The organism is Legionella pelazae (genome assembly GCF_052527395.1).
Window position 1 is genome coordinate 18,799 of record NZ_JBNVZS010000007.1, and the last position, 20,135, is coordinate 38,933.

The following is a 20,135-nucleotide window of genomic DNA, read 5'->3' on the forward strand; positions in this document are numbered from 1 at the left end:
TATAAGTCCTCAATTTCCTTTACAAATTTAATATTAAATTAGCACTTATTCAACAAGATTACCTCGCTTAAGCATTTACAACAGTAAAAATCTATGGCTAATTAATTATAGAATTAGTTTTAAAACTTATGATAGTTAATAAGTGTTAATAATCACACTGTAGAATACTTTTTGCCTATAAAAACGAGTGAGGCGTCATTTTAACTAATATTTAATAAACCCTGCTCATTTATTTAGAGGAAACCCGCATGTTTTAATTGATCATCAGGAGAGTCTTATGCATGAAGGACACTATAAGTTACCCTACCGCCCTATGCCTGCTCAATCTAGATTTGGCCTTTTTGGCTGGCCTCTTCACCATGAAAACTGTTATCTAGCAAGTGAACTACAATTTAGACAACGTATACTTACAGCACGTTCCACAAGTGGACTTGATGAAGAGTTATTACAAACAAGTAGTAGTTGGTTTGCAGAGGATAAAGAAGTTGCCTTTATTAATGAAAATGAGAATGCCTGGTTTCTAAATAATGAGTTTCGGCCACGACATGAACTTAGTTCGGATGATTTTCATATTGGCCTAATTGATAATCAACGTTTAAATTGGCCAGGATTAAGCACGCTTATGCGTAACATTGGTGATTATTTACTAATTCGTAATAGTAAGCTTTCGCCCGAACACTTTAATCAACCTATGAATTATGTTTTGTTGGATGTTGTGCAAATATTAAAGCGGCTCGCTACAGTTGATAATCCAACCTATGTTGCCCAACAATTACAATTATTACGACACTATTTACGAGCTATAGAAATACATGTATCTCCTACTGCAGGAAGTGATCGCTTATTCTTAGCAGATTGCCGCTATAGTCTTGAGGTTAAAATTGAGTCTGAAATTATTCATAATCTTATCACTCAACAATTAAAAAAACGCCTTCATGCCGTAAAACTGCAACTTAATAAAGTTGCGGAATTACGTCATACTATTTTACATTTTGCCTTAGCCCAAGAGCCTGTTAATCCGCATCCTTATTGGGAACTCTTTGCCAATAGCGAACAATCATTAGACGCTAATTCGCAATTTCCTACCTTAGCTGCAAAATCTTGTGCAACTGTTAATCGTGCTGCATTAGTAGAATTTGCCATAAATCCTACCCTTTTACCGGTTAGTATTAATGAGCAAACGTTAGATAATTGCCCTGAATTTAAGTTTATAGAAAGTTTACCTAGCAAGGTGAAAGCAGCGTATGGTGAAAGTATTACTGACTTACAAGAAATTGTTCGATTTCAAATGATTTTAGATAAGCTTTTACAAGTATTTGATCAAGCAGGTGAAGTATTTACAATGCTGCAATTTCGAGAAGAAATGTATAATTTATTACAAGGTATCGAACAGTTTATCGAACGGTCAGAAAAGAATATTTTGCTTGTTTTAGATGCTAATACCCAAGCATACCATAAATACATTCAAGAGAAACAAGATTTAACTTGGTGGGATAAAATTGTTAAAAGTAAACAAACTCGGATTGATAATTTTATTGTTAATCAAGATAACCTAGCACGCTTTTCAACAACGCCGAGTGATTTGCATTTAGCCAGCAATGAGTTACTTGCTCAAGTTAATCAAGTTATTAGTCATTTAAATCAACAGAAAAATCATAATGAACAACTTAAGTTAATTAGCGATGTCAAAAATTTAATAGAGCAACTTATAGATTCCATGCATGCTTGGGTAAATCACCAGCGTATTTCTCAGGGTTTACCAGCCAAGCCTAAAAAGGTAAACCTTTCATTAAGTACAAATGATATCCATCATAGGCAAAATTCTAATAATCAACTTGCTCAAGCAGAGTCATTCGCTCTTAAGGCATCAACTTATAACACGTTGTTTAGCAAAACAGAAAAGCCTAAACTTAATGCGCCATCAAATAATAGACTTGCAATTGAATTAAATACAACATTTAAATCTTGCCACCCTATCAATCAGCCCTCACTTCCTTCTAATTCAAGTTCTATATCTAATAGACAAGACAACAATTCCTTCATATGGTTAGCTAGTTTTATTCTTCTATTACCTATTTGCCTTTTAATAGTAAAAATTCTTTATGATAAATGGCAAGCTCAAAATAATAATTTAATTTATCAAGAAGTTAATAAGGAGAAATTTACTGCCTTACTAAACCAGGCGGCTGATAAACTAGCTATTGCAGCTCAAGCATCAGAAAGCCTTGATTGGGACGATGAAATTAAGCTATATAGCAATACCTTAGAAAACATGCAAACTAAATTGAATCCTAATATAAATGATTTTAAAGCACTAAAAGAGCTTATTAAGGATCTCGATTATTTAATTCAATCTAATACTCAAAACTTAGTAAACACTTCTATTAATTCTTTTGGTTTATAAAACTGCTAAATTTGTCATAGGTTTAGGTTGCCCTGTCAAAGCAGGGTGCGCTTCATAAGTCTGATTTTTTGCATAATTTGCTAATGATTGCAAATAATATTGTATATGATCATTATTTATAGCCACTTTCATGACCAATTGAGCATCTGCGTCAGGCCCTTTACTGAGTGAAATAGTTGTTTGCATTATTTTCAATAATAAATTAAATAAAATAGTATTAAGGGAGCTACTTTTTATTTCACCTTGCGTAAAGATATTAGCAAGAATACCTGAATTAGAATGGTTTGTACCATTTAGAGCTTGATATATATTTTCGCCACGGGTTCTTTTACTAAATAAGTTCCAAGAATAGGGTTGATATTGATTTAATGCTTTTCTAATTATCTCCTCAAAAGTTGAGCGCTCTAAATTATCAACCCACTTATACATCCATTTATTAAAGCGAGCTAACGAATCATTAGAATATAAATGGGTAAAACGTGGATCTTCTTTAGCATATTTAATAGCATGCAATGTGTAAACATGTTCATTAAAGTTTCCACGTTCACAGGCATACTCAACACTAATTAAATTAACATCTATTGCACCTAATGTCTTATCTTCAATCGTACTAACGGTATAAGAGTTTATAGTTTTCGAAACAAACAAAGTCATTAAGTGTTTGATTAGTTGCGTATTCAAAGAAGTACTTGAGTGCCCTCCAGAACTTAAGATAAATGCTAATTTATTAGCATTATCATCTGTACTAGCTTTTAAATATTGGGTTACAGGTTCTTCGCGATAGCGGTTAGATAAAATATTTAATGAGCTTGCTGAATAACAATCTGCAATAATAGATGATATAGCATCATTGAAAGTCAACTTATCTAATTTATTAACCCAATCAAATAAAGCTTTAATAGCTTCTGATACGACTGCCTCATGTGTGTGAGGAATCTTTAGCAGCTCTTCATAATTATGTCTAACTTTATTTTCAATAGGCGCATCTGCAGAACTTAGATGTCTTTGAAAATTAAAATTTCCATAGAGATTTAAGATCTTACTCATTAACTCACCAAATTTCCTAGACCAGCGTGTGCCAGCTAAATAATGGTAAATTTTATTCTCATGATTCTCAATGGCAGTGGACACAAGCCGACAAAATTCTTGATTTTTTTCTGTCGTTAGTTTATGCCTTTCTAACTTATAATAATCTACTGCGGCTTTTTTTAAACTTTCTCTGAATTTAATTAACTCTTTTAAGCCTAGCAAGATACTATTGTCTTTATCACAATCAACTGTAATTGACTCGATATCTAAATCATTCTCTTCTAAAAGTTGAGCTGCTTTAGTTAACTCTGTATCATCTAGGGCAACGGTAGTTTTATCGGATTGAGGTAAAACTATGGGTGTAATTCTTAATTCATCAATTAAATCTTTAGTTAATTGTTTAGCTTGCGATAAACTATCTTTAATTAAAAAAATGAGTGAATCTCGCCAAACTTGATGATATCTCTGCTCTATTTTTACTGGCTGAAACCAAGCATTAGAATTAAATAAAAAAGCATCAATATCTAAAGGTTTTTTAATATGGATAAATTCTTCATCATTTTTTTTATCAGAGACATTTTGATAATAATCCCAAGCTTGTTTCATTTTTTTATTTTTCTCATCAACTTGGGAGATAATCTGCCCAATGGCAGAAGGTTTATTGCGTAGATAATCGCTGAAAGAAGCAACTGGGGCACCACTTTCATTTTTAGGACAGCCTGGATAGAAAACAACAGCTCTATACAATTGTTGATAACGATCGTACAAAACCTTCATCATGTGATCAACAAAAGTTTCCTGTCCTTCAAATTCTGGCTTAAAGTAAGCTGGGTGGACTCTTTTTAATTCGGCTCTTTGCTTTTCATCTAGACAGGAATAATCAAATTTAGTATCACCAAAATAATGTTCAAGTCGTGCACGTATTAATTCTGGGTCAAAAAGAATTAATTGCTTTAGAAAAGCACCAAATAGTTGCTCTTGAAATGAAATAGAACCATTTTCAGTAAGAAGAACTGGGTTAGTAGCCAGCTTTTGAAACTCAGCAAAATTTTTATAAATCTTAGTAACATTACCATTGGCAGGAATTGTACGAGCTGGCGAATGGGTTCCCGGAAGCGAATTAGGTAAATTATCTAGTTGACTTCCTTTTATGCGCATGAGTACTTCTGGCGGCGCCTTTAAAAAACTATCGCTTAATCGGCCGCCTTTCATGATGTAGGTGATATCATAAAAACGCATATCGCCATCAATTAACCCTTGAGTCGAGATATTCTTAGGGTGTTCGTCATCTTCGCCAATTGTTAATATGATTGCTATGAACTCAGCAAAATTATTTAACAATAAGGATTCTACACTAGGACAAACCAGCTCCTTTTCTTGTGGATCAGAAGGGGTAGGATCAGTCCACTGTAGTAGAGGCTTAAAATTAGGGATGGCAATTGAAATGGTACCAATAACTTCATTATTATCATTAAATACCAACCGCTCTTCAGCTACTCGATCGACAAAAGTGCTCATAAAAACACTACTAGCAACCGAGTACTCAGCTAGTATACGAGGGTATGAGGGAGCGAGAGGTTTATAAAATCCTTTCTTTGTCTCGCCAGCTGTGTCGATAAACTCGATCTTGAAAACTTCATGGCCTGAGGTAGGCACCGCTTCTCCGGCGCTTTTAAAAACTAACTGGCCATATCGTAAAGCCTTACTTGGCAAAGGCATGGCTCTATTTCCTTATTTTCTGGTATCAGCAGAATATATTCATATTAAGCAGAAAATGCAGATTTGTTCAATAGTATTTTTAATAACAAACATGCACCGACTTAAAAAGAATTGCTAACATACTAATCATTTGCTGATTACCAATGTTTATTTTAAATTAAATTTGCTTAAAAAATAATAACTTAATTTTTAATCATTTAATATGATATTAGCACTTTTTTACAAAAAAGATGGCAGCTATTAACATCTTATTCTGATCATGCTAATGACATCAAAATTAAATAGCTATGCACTTATAGTGAGTTTGAGTTGCTCCGCAATATTAATATCTAACGCTTTTATAGACTCCCTAGAAGCAGTATGTTGAAAAAAGAAGAAATCTCCTGAACGTTTATAATGATAAAAATTAGCAAGTCCCGCTGTTAATAACAAAGTAACGGTATTAGTAATAGTAGCTAATGTATATCTTAGCCAAGGATGATGATCAATATCAGCAACAGCTAAAAAAGGCCGCTCAGCCGCTTTAATTTCCCTAAGTAAATCTTTTTCTGAAGTAGGATAATTAATTTGCTTAAATATTATCGAGTACATCTTTTTACGATAAATTTTTTCTTCTTGTTCAACCTCCTCTAACTTATCTGGCAACTCTTGTCTAAGTCGTGTTCTAATTTTATGACATTCATATTCAAGAGTACTTATTACTTTTATAAAAAGGGCTCTTTCCTTGTTTGTCTGAGTTAAAAATTCAACTATTTCCTTGCTGTTGTCAAGCTGTAAAGTTTCTAAGGAATTCATTATTTTCAAAGTAGCAATAAATTGGAATATGAAATAAGAACTTACCTCTCCCTTAAGTAAGTTAAGCTCTGCTGGTAACAGTTCGATGCGGCCTGTGGTAATAGTCGTATAAGCCATTTTCATTAAAATAGGCTGCACAGTTGGTTTTTGCTTTTTAAGCAAATTAGGCACTTGGCACAATTGCTCACTTTTTAAATCATCTTTTAAAAAGGGAGCAATGGAGTGCTCATTGGTCTCTAATAGTTTAACAGCCTGAATTAGTGTCGATTTTCTATTAGGGTTCGGCTGTGTTTTTAAAGAATTCAAGGACTCAAAGATTGTAGGCTTGTTTGTTTCAAACATAGCTAAGTTATTAAGAATAGGTAGTTGCCAAGGGGCAGCCAGCAAAGAAGAAATTGTATTTAAATTACATCCTAATTTAAATAAATTATGGCAGGCCTGAGCTTGCTCAGTTGTTTGACACAAACGTGCCAAATTAATAGTGTCTTGCCATGATAAATGGCTAAAATAAAAGCCATCTGCCAAAAATTGAGCAAGCTCCGTGGCATTAAAAATTTTCTCAAGATTTAATTCATTATTTTGCAAAGTATTTATTAAAGTCTGAAAACAAGCAATATTAGTTATATTAAAGATTAATTTAAAAAGAAGCGCTCGCTTAAAATTCTCTTTCGGCAATTGCCATTCTAACTGCGCTAACAAAGCTAAATTGCGCCATATAATGTTAATATTTTTTTCTTCTTTATTAAGTTTCTCATAAAAAGAAGCAAATTCATTATGGTTAACAAGAAAGAGTAAAGAAGGGATAAATTCATCACTAAAAGCATATTTTAAAAAAGAAACTTGTAAACTACTAGACACAGCAAATAAATGCTTCGCTAGTAGTTTATTTTGCATAACAATATCCCATTTTTCGATTAATCCAGCCTGATTAAAGAGCAGTAAGAGATCACCCGACTGTCTTGCTTTCGTTACTTTAAATTGTGATAAATAGCATATACATCGGTAAAGTAGGCTTGTCTCATCTAGACAATTAAAGACTTGAGAGATGGATAACTCTAATTGTAAATACTGCGCTACTTGTAATGCTTTATTAGAGAGAATCTCACTAGGCGATTCTTTTAACGTTGCAAGTAATTCTTGATTATCTTGATAGTTATCACTTAAGTCTACATACTGTAAAAATTGGCCAACGACTTCTAAATTAGAGTTAATTTGGCCATTAGGCGTAATACTTAAATTAAGTAGACGAGTAAGCAAAGGTTGATTAAGTAATGCAGTAAAAATCACTGCCTCTGTAGCTGAAATTAAATTTCCTGGTCTAGCCTTTTTATTTTTGGTAAAAGGTTCCGGATTAACGCTCGTTAAAATGAAAACTTTGCGTTCGTTGGGTGCTAAATTAGTATGTTTAATTAAACCAATCATCCATTTTGTTGGATCATCGCGACGGTAATATAAACTTAAGCCATTTAAAACCTTATTTTGATCTATAAAGGCAAAATGAAAATTAACCTTATTGGTGTAATAGTCAGTTAGCTCTTCATTTTCTTTAAAAAAGGGCTCTAAGCCAAAGAGCAGAAATAAATTTCCTGCCGACATATTGCCCTGGCTATAATATTTATAATCACTTTTAGCCCTATCTAACCAAGTATGAATATGATATTGACAATCTTCTTTACTGCCAAGGAATAAAGTACGAAATAAATCCTTTTCAATATCTTTGCTTGTTGTCCCAGCACGTAATAATGCTGATAAACCAAAGGTTTTATAAATTTTCTCACTTGTTCCTCTAATTAGATACAGCATACTAACTATATTTAAATTTAGAAAGCCTGCAGTATAGCTTAATTTCACTTCTAGATAAGTTAATCTTTCGAAAAATTTGTTTAGAATTTATCATTTTGTGAACAAATTTCATGCATTTAGTTCAACAGAATGCCTGGGATCTTGCCTTTCAAGAAGAGTTTGATTTGATTTCGAGTAATGAACTAAATATTTATGAACCTGACGATGAAAAAGTAACTGAATTATATCACCAATTTTATAAAGCTTTAAAACCTGATGGCCAGCTAGTAGCAAGTTTCTTAACTTACCCTCATATTTTAACAAATCACTGTGAATGGGAATTATCTAAAATTAATCAGAATGATTTACTCATTCAAAAAATTATTTTTGCCGATATTATCGAAGCAAAATTTCAATGCTATCGATCATCAGAGCAAACTAATGAGCAATTAAAAGCTGCCGGATTTAAAAATATACAATTTATATATGATGATGCAAAAATATTTCCGACTGTTGTGGCGTATAAACAATAAGATTTATGGAATTTAACTATGAAATCTGATCTAATCTCTATATTAATAGCTGTAAATAAGTGTTTGATAAAATAATTCTAAATCCCTTAGGGCCCCTATAACCTACTAGTTTTGAAGGTTTAGGCTGGTTATTAGTTAATACTATAATTAATATTATAGATTGCGGCTGAAATTTTTATGAAAGTAATATTCTTTCTTATTATCTTGTTTTCGGTAGTAGACACAAGTTGGGCTCTACGTTGTCAAGGCAACTTAGTCTATGAAGGTGATACTCAGGAACAAGTAGAGCAAAAGTGTGGTGATCCCCAAAAGAAAGAAACATTAAGCACGACTCAACCCTTATATAATTCTTCTGGTGCTATTTATGGCTCAGCACCTTATCTTACGGAAGTGTGGACTTATCAGACCTCTCCTGAGGATTTTGCCTATAAAGTATATTTCACTAACAAATTAGTGACTTCTATTAAAGCTGATTCAAATTAACGATAACAAAAAATAACAACTTCCCCACATAAATTCTATAAAGCGTAGCTAAGGCATTAACTAGCAATGACTAAACCCTTTAAGCCTTCTTATTGCTATGGCTCGCTACTTCTAGAGGAAAGTCCCTTAAAGAAGTGATTGAGCTAGTCCACCGTCAACTCTCAAGGTTGAACCTGTCGTTCCTGATGCCTCAGGAGAAGCAATATAAGTTACAAGATTTGCTACCTCTTTAGGTGTTACAAATCGTTTAATCAGTGAGTTTGGTCGAAAATGAGTAAAAAATTCTTTTTCTAGTTCCTCAAAATTTTTTTGAGGATCAGCAGCTAATTGCCGAACAAATAATTCAACACCTTCTGTCTTTGTAGGACCTGGCATAACCGTATTTACCGTTACGCCAGTACCCGCTACTGTTTCGGCCAGCCCACGCGAAAGAGCAAGAAGTGCAGTTTTAGTCATTCCATAGTGGATCATTTCAACCGGTATTTGAATGGCAGATTCACTTGATATAAAAATCACCCGGCCCCATTTTTTCTGTACCATACCTGGCGTAAAGTGTCTAGTCATTCTAACTGCGCTCATGAAGTTAACATTGAAAAACTTTAACCAGATTGAATCTGTAATTTCAAAAAAAGGCGTAGGCTCAAAAATTCCAAGATTATTAATTAAGATATCAATATCAAGAATCTGTTTAAAAATAATTTCAGCCCCTTCTTGATCTTGAAGATCAGCTGCTACAGTAACGATGTCCGCTCTTGGAAAATCAGTAAGGATCTGTTCTTTAGCCTTTTCTAAGCCTTCTTCCGATCTGCCATTTAAGTAAACTTTCGCACCAGCTTCTGCTAAGTTTTTAGCAATAGCAAGCCCAATGCCCTTTGTTGATCCTGTTATGAGGGCTTTTTTACCTTTTAAATCAATTTTCATATTTTATTTTTTCAGTTAATTAAACAAAAATTCACTATTTAACCTATAGGAGACAAGCCTTTAAGGTTGATAAAGCGTTTAACCATAGAGCTTAAACTACCAAAACCTATTGCCGGTATTTTTATATTGTTTAAAGTAAGATATTTCATATAACCTCTATTTATTTTGGATAAACATCTGTTTTGTTAGGGATGGCACTTGTATAGTACTCTCCATTATTAGTTAAAGAGTAAGTCATGTTTTCATCAGGATATTGGCTACCCATAACATGAAGGTTTTCATGCACACATGTAAACAATTCAGGGCCATATTCTTTAGCTAGGTATCGACCATAATTATGTGCCTCAAAACCATCAGGGTGGATTGCTTTAAAAACTCTTTGTTTTACTATTTGGCAATTATTTCCATCGCCGTAGCCAACGCCAAAGGTCACCAAGAACTCTAATGTCTTATGATCTTTATTATGAAATACGGTGGTATGGAGTATATTATCTTCTGCCTTATTCAGTTTATTGATGGTTAAGGCTTGAGCGGGTAAGTTAGACAAAAATAACATAAAGATGCCTATAAAATACTTCATTTTCACATAGCCTTTTAATGTAGATATTGGACTTCTATTATGCTATGTTTATTCAATGAATCAATATCCCAATAGTCATATGTTTTATGATACATTTTCATAGATGAAAGAATTAAATAATAATCGTATTAGCGAGATGGAAATTTTTTCTCATGTAGTAGACAGTGGAAATTTTTCTGAAGCTGCACGCCGTTTACAAATGGATCCTTCTTCAATCAGCAAACTCATTTTGAGATTAGAAACAAGATTAGGTGTAAGATTAATGCATCGTACTACACGCAAAGTTGCTCTAACGGAAGAAGGCGAGCGTTTCTATCATAAAGTGGTTCGTATTCTCGCAGACATTAAAGAAGCTGAGACATCACTTACTTCTCAACCAAAAGGTAAAGTTCGCATCACTTGTTCAATACCTTTTGCTTTACATCAACTAATTCCTACTCTATCTGAGTTTACATTTTTAAATCCAACGATTGAAATCATTTTATTAAGTACAGATGCTGTGGTTGATTTGCTTGCAGAACGTTGTGATATCGCAATTCGAATTGGGAAATTATCGGATTCATCTTTAAAAATGCGCAAACTTGCAGAAAGTAAAATGATATTAGTCGCGTCACCAAACTACTTAAAACAGCATGGTATTCCTAGAGATTTCTCTGATCTTGAAAAACATATTTGCCTTAATTTTTATGGTCATCCTGAATTAAATCGTTGGCCATTTAAAAACAAAAAAACAACTTGGGAATGGTATGCTAAAAATTCATTTAGCGCAGATAATGGTGAAAGCATTGCTAGAATGGTGCTGTCAGGTGGAGGCATTGCACGTCTTTCTGCATTCATGGTAAGAGAAGATATTACACAAGGCAAACTTACTCCTCTCCTTGAACATCTCAATTTTAATGAATGGCAACCAATTTACTTGTTACATCCTGGACATATTTCTGCGCGTGTTAAATGTGTAATTGACTTTATTTTTAATAAAATAGGCGGTAAGCGCTTTATATAAGGTTACAAAATACAGCGATGTTGTAGAATGAATCAATTTTATAATGGCCATATTTTCCTTAAAGCTTATGAGTTGTAAAAATCCAACCAATTTCAAAATGGCGCTATTTTAGTGCTATTCAAACAAGTGAATTTAAAAGCTTATCTGAAGGCGAGCGAGTAAGTTTTACAGTAGGTCAAGGGAAAAAAGGGTTACGAGCTGAAGAGGTAGAGGTTATTTAATTTTATTTCTTAGATAATATCTTTTTTGCTAACAGAAAAGCATCCTATTTTTTATAATTGTAAATTAGCAAAATGAGCTCTAATTAGATTAGATTTAATTTTCTAACAATAATCAAAAGCCTAGAATAGATTACTCTAACTGAGGATTTGGCTAGGTGTATACCTTATCCGTGATGGAGGAATTTTTATCTCTTTGCAAGGCCTCGTCAACTTTTGATTTTGCAGCTTTTTCTTCTTTAAAAAATCCAAAATGACTATTAATATGTATTGGAGGTAAAGACATCTTAGCTTGAATAAGTTGCCCTATCTCATTATGGCCCATAATATAGGCAATTTCATGAGGTAAAATAGGCAGCGTCTTCTCTGTTGAATCAACGGTTAGTCCTTTACTTTCAATGAAGGTTTTTGCTCGGGCCAAGGTCTCTTCCTTTCCTGAATCCTTGGCAACGCTAATTAAAATCTCACTGTTTGTTTGGCAAGCATCAAAGCAGGAAGCCCCTATGTTCAATAGACAAGAAACAATACTAGTATGACCTCCTTTTTGCGCCGCAGCAAAAAGTGGCGTGGCGCTCTTAGCATTGGGCTTATTGATGAGCTCTGCAATGTGCTCACTACTTAAGTTTGCTAGCAAGGCATTGATAGCATCTACATGGCCATAGTATGCCGCAGTAAAAAGAGGGGTTTCGCCAGTGTTAAGGGAGAGGTTTACTTTGGCGTTCAACTCTCTCAATCTTTTAATGACTAGGACATGGCCATGTTGTGCCGCTACAAAAAGTGGCGTGGCGCCAACAGCAGTAGGATGATTGATGAGCTCGGCAATTTGCTCCTCATTTAAATTTGCTAGTAAGGCATTGATAACATCTACATGGCCATTTTGTGCCGCAATATAAAGAGGGGTTGCGCCATCAGCAGTAGGATGATTGATGAGCTCGGCAATTTGCTCCTCATTTAAATTTGCTAGTAAGGCATTGATAGCATCTACATGGCCATTTTGTGCCGCAATATAAAGAGGGGTTGCGCCAGTGTTACGGGGGAGGTTTACTTTGGCATTCAACTCTTTCAATCTCTTAATGACTGGGACATGGCCATGTTGTGCCGCAATATAAAGTGGCGTAGTGCCATCAGCACCGGGCTGATTGATGAGCTCGGCAATTTGCTCACTACTTAAGTTTGCTAGCAAGGCATTGATAGCAGCTACATGGCCATGGCATGCCGCAGTATAAAGAGGGGTTGCGCCAGTGTTACAGGAGAGGTTTACTTTGGCGTTTAACTCTTTCAATCTGTTAATGACTGGGACATGGCCCTGTTGTGCCGCAATAAAAAGTGGTGTGGCGCCATCAACATCGAACTGATTAATGAGCTCGGCAATTTGCTCACTACTTAAGTTTGCTAGCAAGGCATTGATAGCATCTACATGGCCATGGTATGCCGCAATAAAAAGAGGGGTTGCGCCAGTGTCAAGGGAGAGGTTTACTTTGGCGTTCAACTCTTTCAATCTTTTAATGACTGGGACATGGCCCTCTTGTGCCGCAATAAAAAGTGGCGTGGCGCCATTAGCCATGGACTGATTGATGAGCTCTGCAATTTGCTCACGACTTAAGTTTGCTAGCAAGGCATTGATAACATCTACATGGCCATTATATGCCGCAATATAAAGTGGCGTGGTGCCATTAGCAGCAGGCTTATTGATGAGCTCTGCAATTTGCTCACTACTTAAGTTTGCTAGCAAGGCATTGATAACATCTACATGGCCATTGCATGCTGCAATATAAAGAGGCGTTTCGCCAGTGTTACAGGAGAGGTTTACTTTGGCGTTTAACTCTTTCAATCTGTTAATGACTGGGACATGGCCCTTTTGTGCCGCAATAAAAAGTGGCGTGGTGCCATTAACATTGGGCTGATTGATGAGCTCTGCAATTTGCTCACTACTTAAGTTTGCTAACAAGGCATTGATAGCATCTACACGGCCATTTTGTGCTGCAATATAAAGAGGGGTTTCGCCAGTGTTAAGGGAGAGGTTTACTTTGGCGTTTAACTCTTTCAATCTGTTAATGACTGGGACATGGCCATTTTGTGCCGCAACAAAAAGTGGTGTGGCGCCATTAGCCATGGGCTGATTGATGAGCTCTGCAACTTGCTCCTCACCTAAGTTTGCTAACAAGGCATTGATAGCACCTACATGGCCATTATATGCCGCAGCAAAAAGTGGCGTGGCGCCATTAGCATCAGGCTTATAGATGAGCTCGACAATTTGCTCCTCACTTAAGTTTGCTAACAAGGCATTGATAGCACCTACATGACCTCTTTCTGAGGCAATATAAAGTGAAGTTTCACCTGTTTGAGAGATGTTGATCTTGGCGCCCAGCGCTTTTAATTGGGTGATTACTTTTACCTGGTTAAATTTTGCCGCCATAATAAGAGACGTTACCCCAATTTTACTAGGCTTATTCACCTCTGCACCGCGTTTGACTAAGACATCAAAGATTTCCCATTGACCAGAGCATATTGCAACTTGCGCAGGCGTATTGCCTTGGCTATCCCAAGCATTAAGAAGCCCTAGGCGTTGTAAGGCCTCTACTGCCTTAAGATGGCCTTTTGCTAATTCTTTAGTAAGTTCTTCTCGTCTTTTATTCTTAAATTGAAGAATAAAACTATAAGCCTGTGAGCCTGCAGTAAGTTGTTTTAGCAAGAGTGTTGATAAACTAAAAGGGAGGCTATCGGGTTTATAGTAAAGGAGTGCCATAAACGCATCTTGTTGCTCTTGTTGTGCTTGTGTTGGCTTAGCCCATTTAGCCACTTCATTTAAGCGGTTAATGAGGGCTTTTAAAAGCGCGTTGTCTTTACCCTTGTCTTGCTCCGTTTTAAAGTAGTCCATCAACGAAAGAGCAGGGAGGTTGGCGTTGATCGTGTTTAAGGCAGTATGAAATAGATAGTGAATGACCTCTTTATGTTGGAGAAGCTTTTCCATTGCCCCGGGTTTGTTGTTAATGACATCCTCAAGTAAGTGGCGTGAGGGGTTAGAAGGGGTCGCTTTTTTGCTGGCTTTTTTTCTTCGAGTCCCATAACCAGTTGAGGTTGATGTCTGGCTTGTGGCTGTTAGGTGCTTTGCCTCCGCCACAACAGACACACTCGGCGTCTTATCGTCCTGTAAGTACTTATCAATGATGGCTTGTGCTTGGTCATCTAAGCCTTGTTGTCTAAGGAGGGCAACCCGCTGCCGCCATTCTTCTGCCGATGATTGTGTGGCCTTACTTTGAACATGCACTGGAGGGTTGTTATTGTTATTATTGTTGTTGTTACTAGGGCTGTTAGTCAGGGCTGCCACTAATTGCTTTAATGCCTCACTGATGAAGCGAATGTCTCTTAAAGGTGGCTGATAAATGGAGACGGACACTTGGGCTCGGGTGACGGCGACAAACAGCTCATTAAAGGCCGTGCTATGGCGAATGCTGCCTTCCGTACTCTTCGCAACGCTTGCATTTTGCGCATCAAAGCCCTCACCAATGGCCGGATTCGCCTGCTTGTACTCATCCTGCTCTAAAAGGCGGTAAAGTAAGACATGGTCGTATTCAAGCCCTTTAATACTCTCGGGTGTAAAGACCCGCTCCCGGCCAAATAAGCTCGCGGCTTCAGCGATGAATTCAGGGCTGGTAATCACCGCAAACTGAACATTGTGCCTGTCATTGATAAGCGGGGAAAGTTCTTTTTTTTGCTCAAGCCAATAGACATTACCTGCTTGGCTTAAGGCCGGATTGGCTTGCACAGACACCAGCTCATTTTTATCCAGAAACTCTTTGCCACCTATGGCTTGATATTTCAGGCGCAAAACCCCATTAGCCAGCGCAATGACTTCGTTGGGGCAGCGGTAGGAGGCGTCTAACTGCACCACCGTGGTGATATCCTTTCCCGCTTTTTGCCTGTAAACCGAGCGAATAAAAGGCACCGTGGTTTCACTACCAAACAAGCGTTGATGGTCGCCTACACAAAAAATAATACGTTCTGATTGCTGAGCGAGTGAGCTGATTTGCCGTCTTGATAAATCTTGCGCTTCATCAACGACAATAAAATCATACGTTTTCTGCAACTCAATGGGCAGGAAAGCCAAATCAACTTCCTTATTGCTAGCCAGTTTTTTCATGTAATGTTCATAAACTTGCCACAGCCACTCGCACTCGCGTGTGTCTAGATTAGGAAATAACGATAACTTACTGGTGACTAAATCTCTATATTCCTCAAAGGAGCTGTAACCTGACATGGTGTGTAATTCTTGATAAACTAACGGGGCTTCCTCCTTACGCACCGGTAGCGGTAGTGCTGTTTTGTCTTTTTTCTTTAATTGGTTTTGGGTTTCGAGCTCCTTGCAAAACCAAGCAATAAACTCGTCTTCGCCTTTAAATGTCACCGCACCATGATTATCTTGATACAGCATTTGGGGGGTTTTAAACACCACCCACGCCGAATCCATCTCCTCAGGAAACTCGGCACAAAACGCCTGCCAATCTTGGGCTAAAAAGTGAATTAAATTAGCTGATTTGGCAAGCACTAAAATAGGCTTGGGCTCTGACTGATTGTTCATGGCACGTAGAACATTTTGCCGCACCACCGAAGACCCCACACTCGTTTTGCCGCAGCCAGGGGGACCGGTCACGACGCAGGGCATCGCATGCTCGCCTGCTGCTTTTGCCTTCGCTTGCCCTTCACTGAATAAAATAAAACGTTGATTATAAAATTCGATACGGCTTGAGGACTCTATAATGATGTCATTATCTCCCTCGTCTGCTTCCTCCTTACCCGTTTGCTGCTCTTCTAAAACCTCGGTAAACTCAATCTCGGCCTGTTGCGTTTTAGCAATCTGCCGACTGAGCCACCCTTGCGGTTTTTCTTTTAATTTCTCATAATCATGATGCGTTAATATCTCAATTAATAACCAAACTTGACCGGTAGGACTGGCAACAGGACAAAGAACAAGACGGCTCTTTTTGTTGGTACGAATCGTGTAGAGGGCTTGTTCACCCAAGCTACCTTGCAGCTTTTCTAAATTTAACCCCTTTTTGTCTTGCTCGTTCATAAAGTGGCTGAGTGCTTTTTTATGGCCGGCTTCCTCAAGAAGCTTGCTCTCTAAGTCAGGGCGGATGAGTATCTTTCTAGGCATGCTAATTAATCCTAATCAAAAAATAGATATAAGAAAAAGGGCGTTCGCTTAAGCTCACAGATTTCTTATAAACAAATAAACAAATAACAATTGTTCAATTATATAATAAAATGATTAATAAATTATTAAATAGGGTTGTTATTTGCCTAAATTAATAGGACAGGCACAAATCAAAAAGTAAGACTCTAGGAAATCAAGTGCATTAGCGGGTTGAATTCGCCTAAATAGAAATTCGCACTTAGAGGCTGAAAGTACCTTTATTGTATTTACAGTTGATGCCCTATTGCAAAAGTTAATACGCTTTCTTCACTATACAATTTAATTTAAATGTTAGCTTAAGCAAAAAATTAACATGCACTACTTTCTAGCGATAGGTCTTTTATGTATAGCGGCAACCTTTAAACAATCATCTGCTTCTAAATCTCTAGTTATTGTCATTTCTACATTGATATTTTTTATTTTGTGAGCCATTGCATTTTGATAATTGAGGATTAAGGGTAGGCGTAATGTCCAGCTGTTAGGAGTCTGCTGTAAAAAATAAAGGAGCATCTCTTAAGCCTACACTGGAAACTAATTTTTTATTAACGACTTCCTTAATATTTTCATCTAGATTAAATTCTTTTTTGTAACTAAGCCAGGCTGATTTTGTAAAATAAGCTTGTGCTTTTTCTTTAGAAGGATTCACGAAATTAAAATTATAGGTTTGTAGCATTACTTCATAAGCCCAGCTTGCTACCTTCATATTGTTATCTAAACGCGAACAGGCATTATTAGCAAAACTTGTAAAGGGCAAAAATAAACATAGACTTGTGATTAGTCTATTCATCTTACGAGAAAAACGTCGCATAATTACCACCTTTGAGTTTAAATGTTTGCTTAGTTGTTCATAAATAATTACCTCTTCTACTCTTTTATTTTTTGATGTTTTTATTAGCGGATAAAAAAGAGGTTAAACATCCTGCAATAGCTCCTCTATGTTCTCGCTGAACAGTTTTGGTTAAATTTTTAGTTGCACAATACATTCTTTCATAAGCTAATGCAGCAAACACACCATTTATCTGATCACATAACTTTAATGCTCTAAGCAAAGCACCTTTTGCTAAGAAATCTATCCAAGGAGCAACACAGATGTGTTTCAAGCGATTAAAATCTTTCTTTATTATTTTATTTTTATGAAAATAATTGATATTCCACAAGCAGCCGTTTAAAGAGAAGAACGGATGAGAAACGACTACCTCGGCCCAATCAATAATACTTACTTCGCCAGTTTTACTATTCCAAATCATATTATTTTCATGAAAATCACAATGATTAATTGTTTCAGGTATTTTAAATTGAGACAGTTCATCGCATAAATTAGTAAAAGTTGGATAAAGTTGATGTAACTTATCAATTTTCTTTATTGTTAACCCATCGCTTACTAATAATTTTTCATTTTCTAGTAATTTATAAAATAATGAAGGTAATCGGGATAGCCGCCAGTCAGAAAATAAAGAAAGTAACTCACCCAGTTGGTTTTCTAATAATCTTTGTATTTTTGTATAATTGATAATTCCCAACTCTAACTGCTTAACATCCATTCTCTCCTTAAAAAGCTGGCGCAAAGATTCGTCTCCACAAGAAGTGGTAAGAAAGCAATATAATTCTACATTTTCAGCGATGATTTCTGGTATATTTCTGAATTTTTTAACGTTGAGAAAAGTTAACGTTTTAGATTCTTTAAATAATAGTTCCGGCGTTTGCTTTAAATAAAAAACACCTTGATTAGTCTCTAGCTTTGTAACTACAGAATAAGGAGTGTTAACTACTCTATGTGAACTAATTTGCTCACAGCCCACCCAGGAAGATAAATATTGAATCGCCCATTGGAGTGCTTGTTCATTATGATTCATTGAAAATTCATTGATTTATTTAAAATAAATGTTTTGAGCTTTATCAAACATAGAGATTAAAATAAGAATCTTTTATTTTAACAACATGTTCATTACATTATAAATACTATAATCCTTCAACTTTATCAAAATTTTCTGCTATGGTGTAAAAGATTATCCTCATTTAATAGCTAAGAATGAAAAATAATTTTTAACCTATTATTAAATCGCTTCTTTCATTATTGATAATGTAATTCGAGAAAATATTTCTGGGTTAAGGATTTGTCTTGACATGTGTCAGGCGGCTAAAAATTATAAGCTAACAAGTGAAGCAAGGATTGTCCTAGAAGAAAATACAAGTAATTCAAACAATCATCCTTCTATAATGATTAGTAATGGGCAAATAGATAAGATTAGCCAGGGAATCTATTATTTTTGTAAACGTCCTATCTTCTCTTTACAATCTAAGAATATGATAATCAAACTACCGGATAGGGTTAAATTTATGGAATGGATGATATATGGTGCGAATGGTTATTCTGGGGCTCTAATTGCTAAGGAGGCAAAGGCCAGAGGCATGCATCCCATATTAGCTGGACGCAATGAAATCCAAGTTAAAAAACTAGCCAATGAGCTTGGATTAAGCTACCGTATCTTTGGACTAAATGATATAGAACAAATTACTCATCATATTTCTAATATGACACTGCTTTTAAACTGTGCTGGGCCTTTTTCAGCAACTAGCAAACCACTAATCAAAGCATGTTTGAAAAATCATACTCATTACCTAGATATTACTGGTGAAATCGATGTCTTTGAATACGCTCAAAAATGTGATAACAAAGCCAAGGAAGCCAATATACTGCTGTGTCCTGGCGTAGGGTTTGATGTCATACCAACCGATTGCATTGCTCATACGCTCAAACAAGCTTTACCCGATGCCAATCAATTGACCTTGGGCTTTGATTCGAAGTCACCCCTTTCTCCAGGAACTACCAAAACAGCTATAGAAGGACTAGCTAGCGGAGGTAAAATCAGGATAAATGGCCAATTAAAGGACGTACCTTTTGCCTATAAAACTCGATCTATTAATTTTGGCAATGGTGAGAAGTTGGCAATGACCATTCCATGGGGAGACATTAGTACGGCCTATTATTCAACGCGTATTCCAAACATTGAAGTTTATATTCCGGCTAGTAAGAGGCAAATCTCCTTAATGAAAAGGATAGACTTTATACGTTGGATTTTTCGGTTTAATTTTGTTCAAAACTGGCTAAAGAAAAAAGCTTCGCATCAAAATGGTCCTGATGCCAAACAAAGAAAGCAGCAATCAACTTGGATATGGGGTGAAGTAAAAAATGCCAGTGGAACACGCAAGTCTGCGCGCCTTAAAACAGCAAATGGCTACGCATTGACAGTCACAGGTAGTCTGATGGCAGTGGAATTTGTCCTCAATAACAAAGTGAAAGCTGGGTACACAACACCATCGTTGCTATTAGGTGATGACGCTGTAACTAAATTACCGGGAAGTAGCGAAATTCAACTGGATTAGGGAATTCTCTTGATAAGTCTGTACAACTGTTTCAAGAGGCATCAGATTACTTAGGTTTTTGGTTAATACTCCTATTGTTGTAGTAATACA

13 protein-coding genes are annotated in these 20,135 nt (G+C 36.1%); 6 read left to right on the forward strand and 7 right to left on the reverse strand.

Features of this window, described 5'->3' with window-relative positions:
- Positions 1 to 277: 277 nt before the first annotated feature.
- The gene (locus ACQUW5_RS08725; RefSeq protein ID WP_444990853.1) at positions 278 to 2,404 is read left to right on the forward strand and encodes a hypothetical protein; all 2,127 of its coding nucleotides are present in this window, start codon (positions 278 to 280) and stop codon (positions 2,402 to 2,404) included.
- Here ACQUW5_RS08725 and ACQUW5_RS08730 read toward each other — a convergent pair.
- Both ACQUW5_RS08730 and ACQUW5_RS08735 read right to left on the reverse strand, forming a co-directional pair.
- Entirely contained in the window at positions 2,399 to 5,152 is a 2,754-nt protein-coding gene (locus tag ACQUW5_RS08730) for a hypothetical protein (RefSeq protein WP_444990854.1), read from the reverse strand. The genes ACQUW5_RS08725 and ACQUW5_RS08730 overlap by 6 nt on opposite strands.
- A 285-nt stretch (positions 5,153 to 5,437) precedes the next feature.
- Entirely contained in the window at positions 5,438 to 7,750 is a 2,313-nt protein-coding gene (locus ACQUW5_RS08735; RefSeq protein ID WP_444990855.1) for a hypothetical protein, read from the reverse strand.
- A gap of 110 nt (positions 7,751 to 7,860) precedes the next feature.
- On the opposite strand from ACQUW5_RS08735, the gene ACQUW5_RS08740 reads away from it, so the two are divergent.
- Together ACQUW5_RS08740 and ACQUW5_RS08745 are read left to right on the forward strand one after the other, a co-directional pair.
- A complete protein-coding gene (locus tag ACQUW5_RS08740) occupies positions 7,861 to 8,262 on the forward strand; it encodes a class I SAM-dependent methyltransferase (RefSeq protein WP_444990856.1) in 402 nt (133 codons plus the stop codon).
- 177 nt (positions 8,263 to 8,439) lie between these two features.
- Positions 8,440 to 8,745, forward strand: coding sequence for a DUF2845 domain-containing protein (locus ACQUW5_RS08745; RefSeq protein ID WP_444990857.1), 306 nt, complete (start codon positions 8,440 to 8,442; stop codon positions 8,743 to 8,745).
- Positions 8,746 to 8,871: 126 nt separating this feature from the next.
- On the opposite strand, the gene ACQUW5_RS08750 is transcribed toward ACQUW5_RS08745, so the two are convergent.
- Positions 8,872 to 9,666: an SDR family NAD(P)-dependent oxidoreductase gene (locus ACQUW5_RS08750; RefSeq protein WP_444990858.1), complete on the reverse strand. Its 795-nt coding sequence runs from the start codon at positions 9,664 to 9,666 to the stop codon at positions 8,872 to 8,874.
- 160 nt (positions 9,667 to 9,826) lie between these two features.
- Entirely contained in the window at positions 9,827 to 10,246 is a 420-nt protein-coding gene (locus tag ACQUW5_RS08755) for a hypothetical protein (RefSeq protein WP_444990859.1), read from the reverse strand.
- Positions 10,247 to 10,349: 103 nt separating this feature from the next.
- Here ACQUW5_RS08755 and ACQUW5_RS08760 point away from each other — a divergent pair, with 103 nt between their 5' ends.
- Together ACQUW5_RS08760 and ACQUW5_RS08765 are read left to right on the forward strand one after the other, a co-directional pair.
- Complete coding sequence (locus ACQUW5_RS08760; RefSeq protein WP_444990860.1) at positions 10,350 to 11,249, forward strand: LysR family transcriptional regulator; 900 nt, start codon at positions 10,350 to 10,352, stop codon at positions 11,247 to 11,249.
- A 116-nt stretch (positions 11,250 to 11,365) separates the two neighbouring features.
- The gene (locus ACQUW5_RS08765; protein ID WP_444990969.1) at positions 11,366 to 11,470 is read left to right on the forward strand and encodes a cold-shock protein; all 105 of its coding nucleotides are present in this window, start codon (positions 11,366 to 11,368) and stop codon (positions 11,468 to 11,470) included.
- A 151-nt stretch (positions 11,471 to 11,621) separates the two neighbouring features.
- Here the strand turns inward: ACQUW5_RS08765 and ACQUW5_RS08770 are convergent, their stop codons facing one another.
- From ACQUW5_RS08770 to ACQUW5_RS08780, 3 genes are all read right to left on the reverse strand, one after another.
- A complete protein-coding gene (locus tag ACQUW5_RS08770; protein ID WP_444990861.1) occupies positions 11,622 to 16,622 on the reverse strand; it encodes an ankyrin repeat domain-containing protein in 5,001 nt (1,666 codons plus the stop codon).
- Positions 16,623 to 17,139: 517 nt separating this feature from the next.
- A complete protein-coding gene (locus ACQUW5_RS08775) occupies positions 17,140 to 17,469 on the reverse strand; it encodes a DotI/IcmL/TraM family protein (RefSeq protein ID WP_444990862.1) in 330 nt (109 codons plus the stop codon).
- 64 nt (positions 17,470 to 17,533) lie between these two features.
- Positions 17,534 to 18,514: a phosphotransferase gene (locus ACQUW5_RS08780; RefSeq protein ID WP_444990863.1), complete on the reverse strand. Its 981-nt coding sequence runs from the start codon at positions 18,512 to 18,514 to the stop codon at positions 17,534 to 17,536.
- A 271-nt stretch (positions 18,515 to 18,785) separates the two neighbouring features.
- On the opposite strand from ACQUW5_RS08780, the gene ACQUW5_RS08785 reads away from it, so the two are divergent.
- Entirely contained in the window at positions 18,786 to 20,045 is a 1,260-nt protein-coding gene (locus ACQUW5_RS08785) for a saccharopine dehydrogenase family protein (RefSeq protein ID WP_444990864.1), read from the forward strand.
- Positions 20,046 to 20,135: the final 90 nt, after the last annotated feature.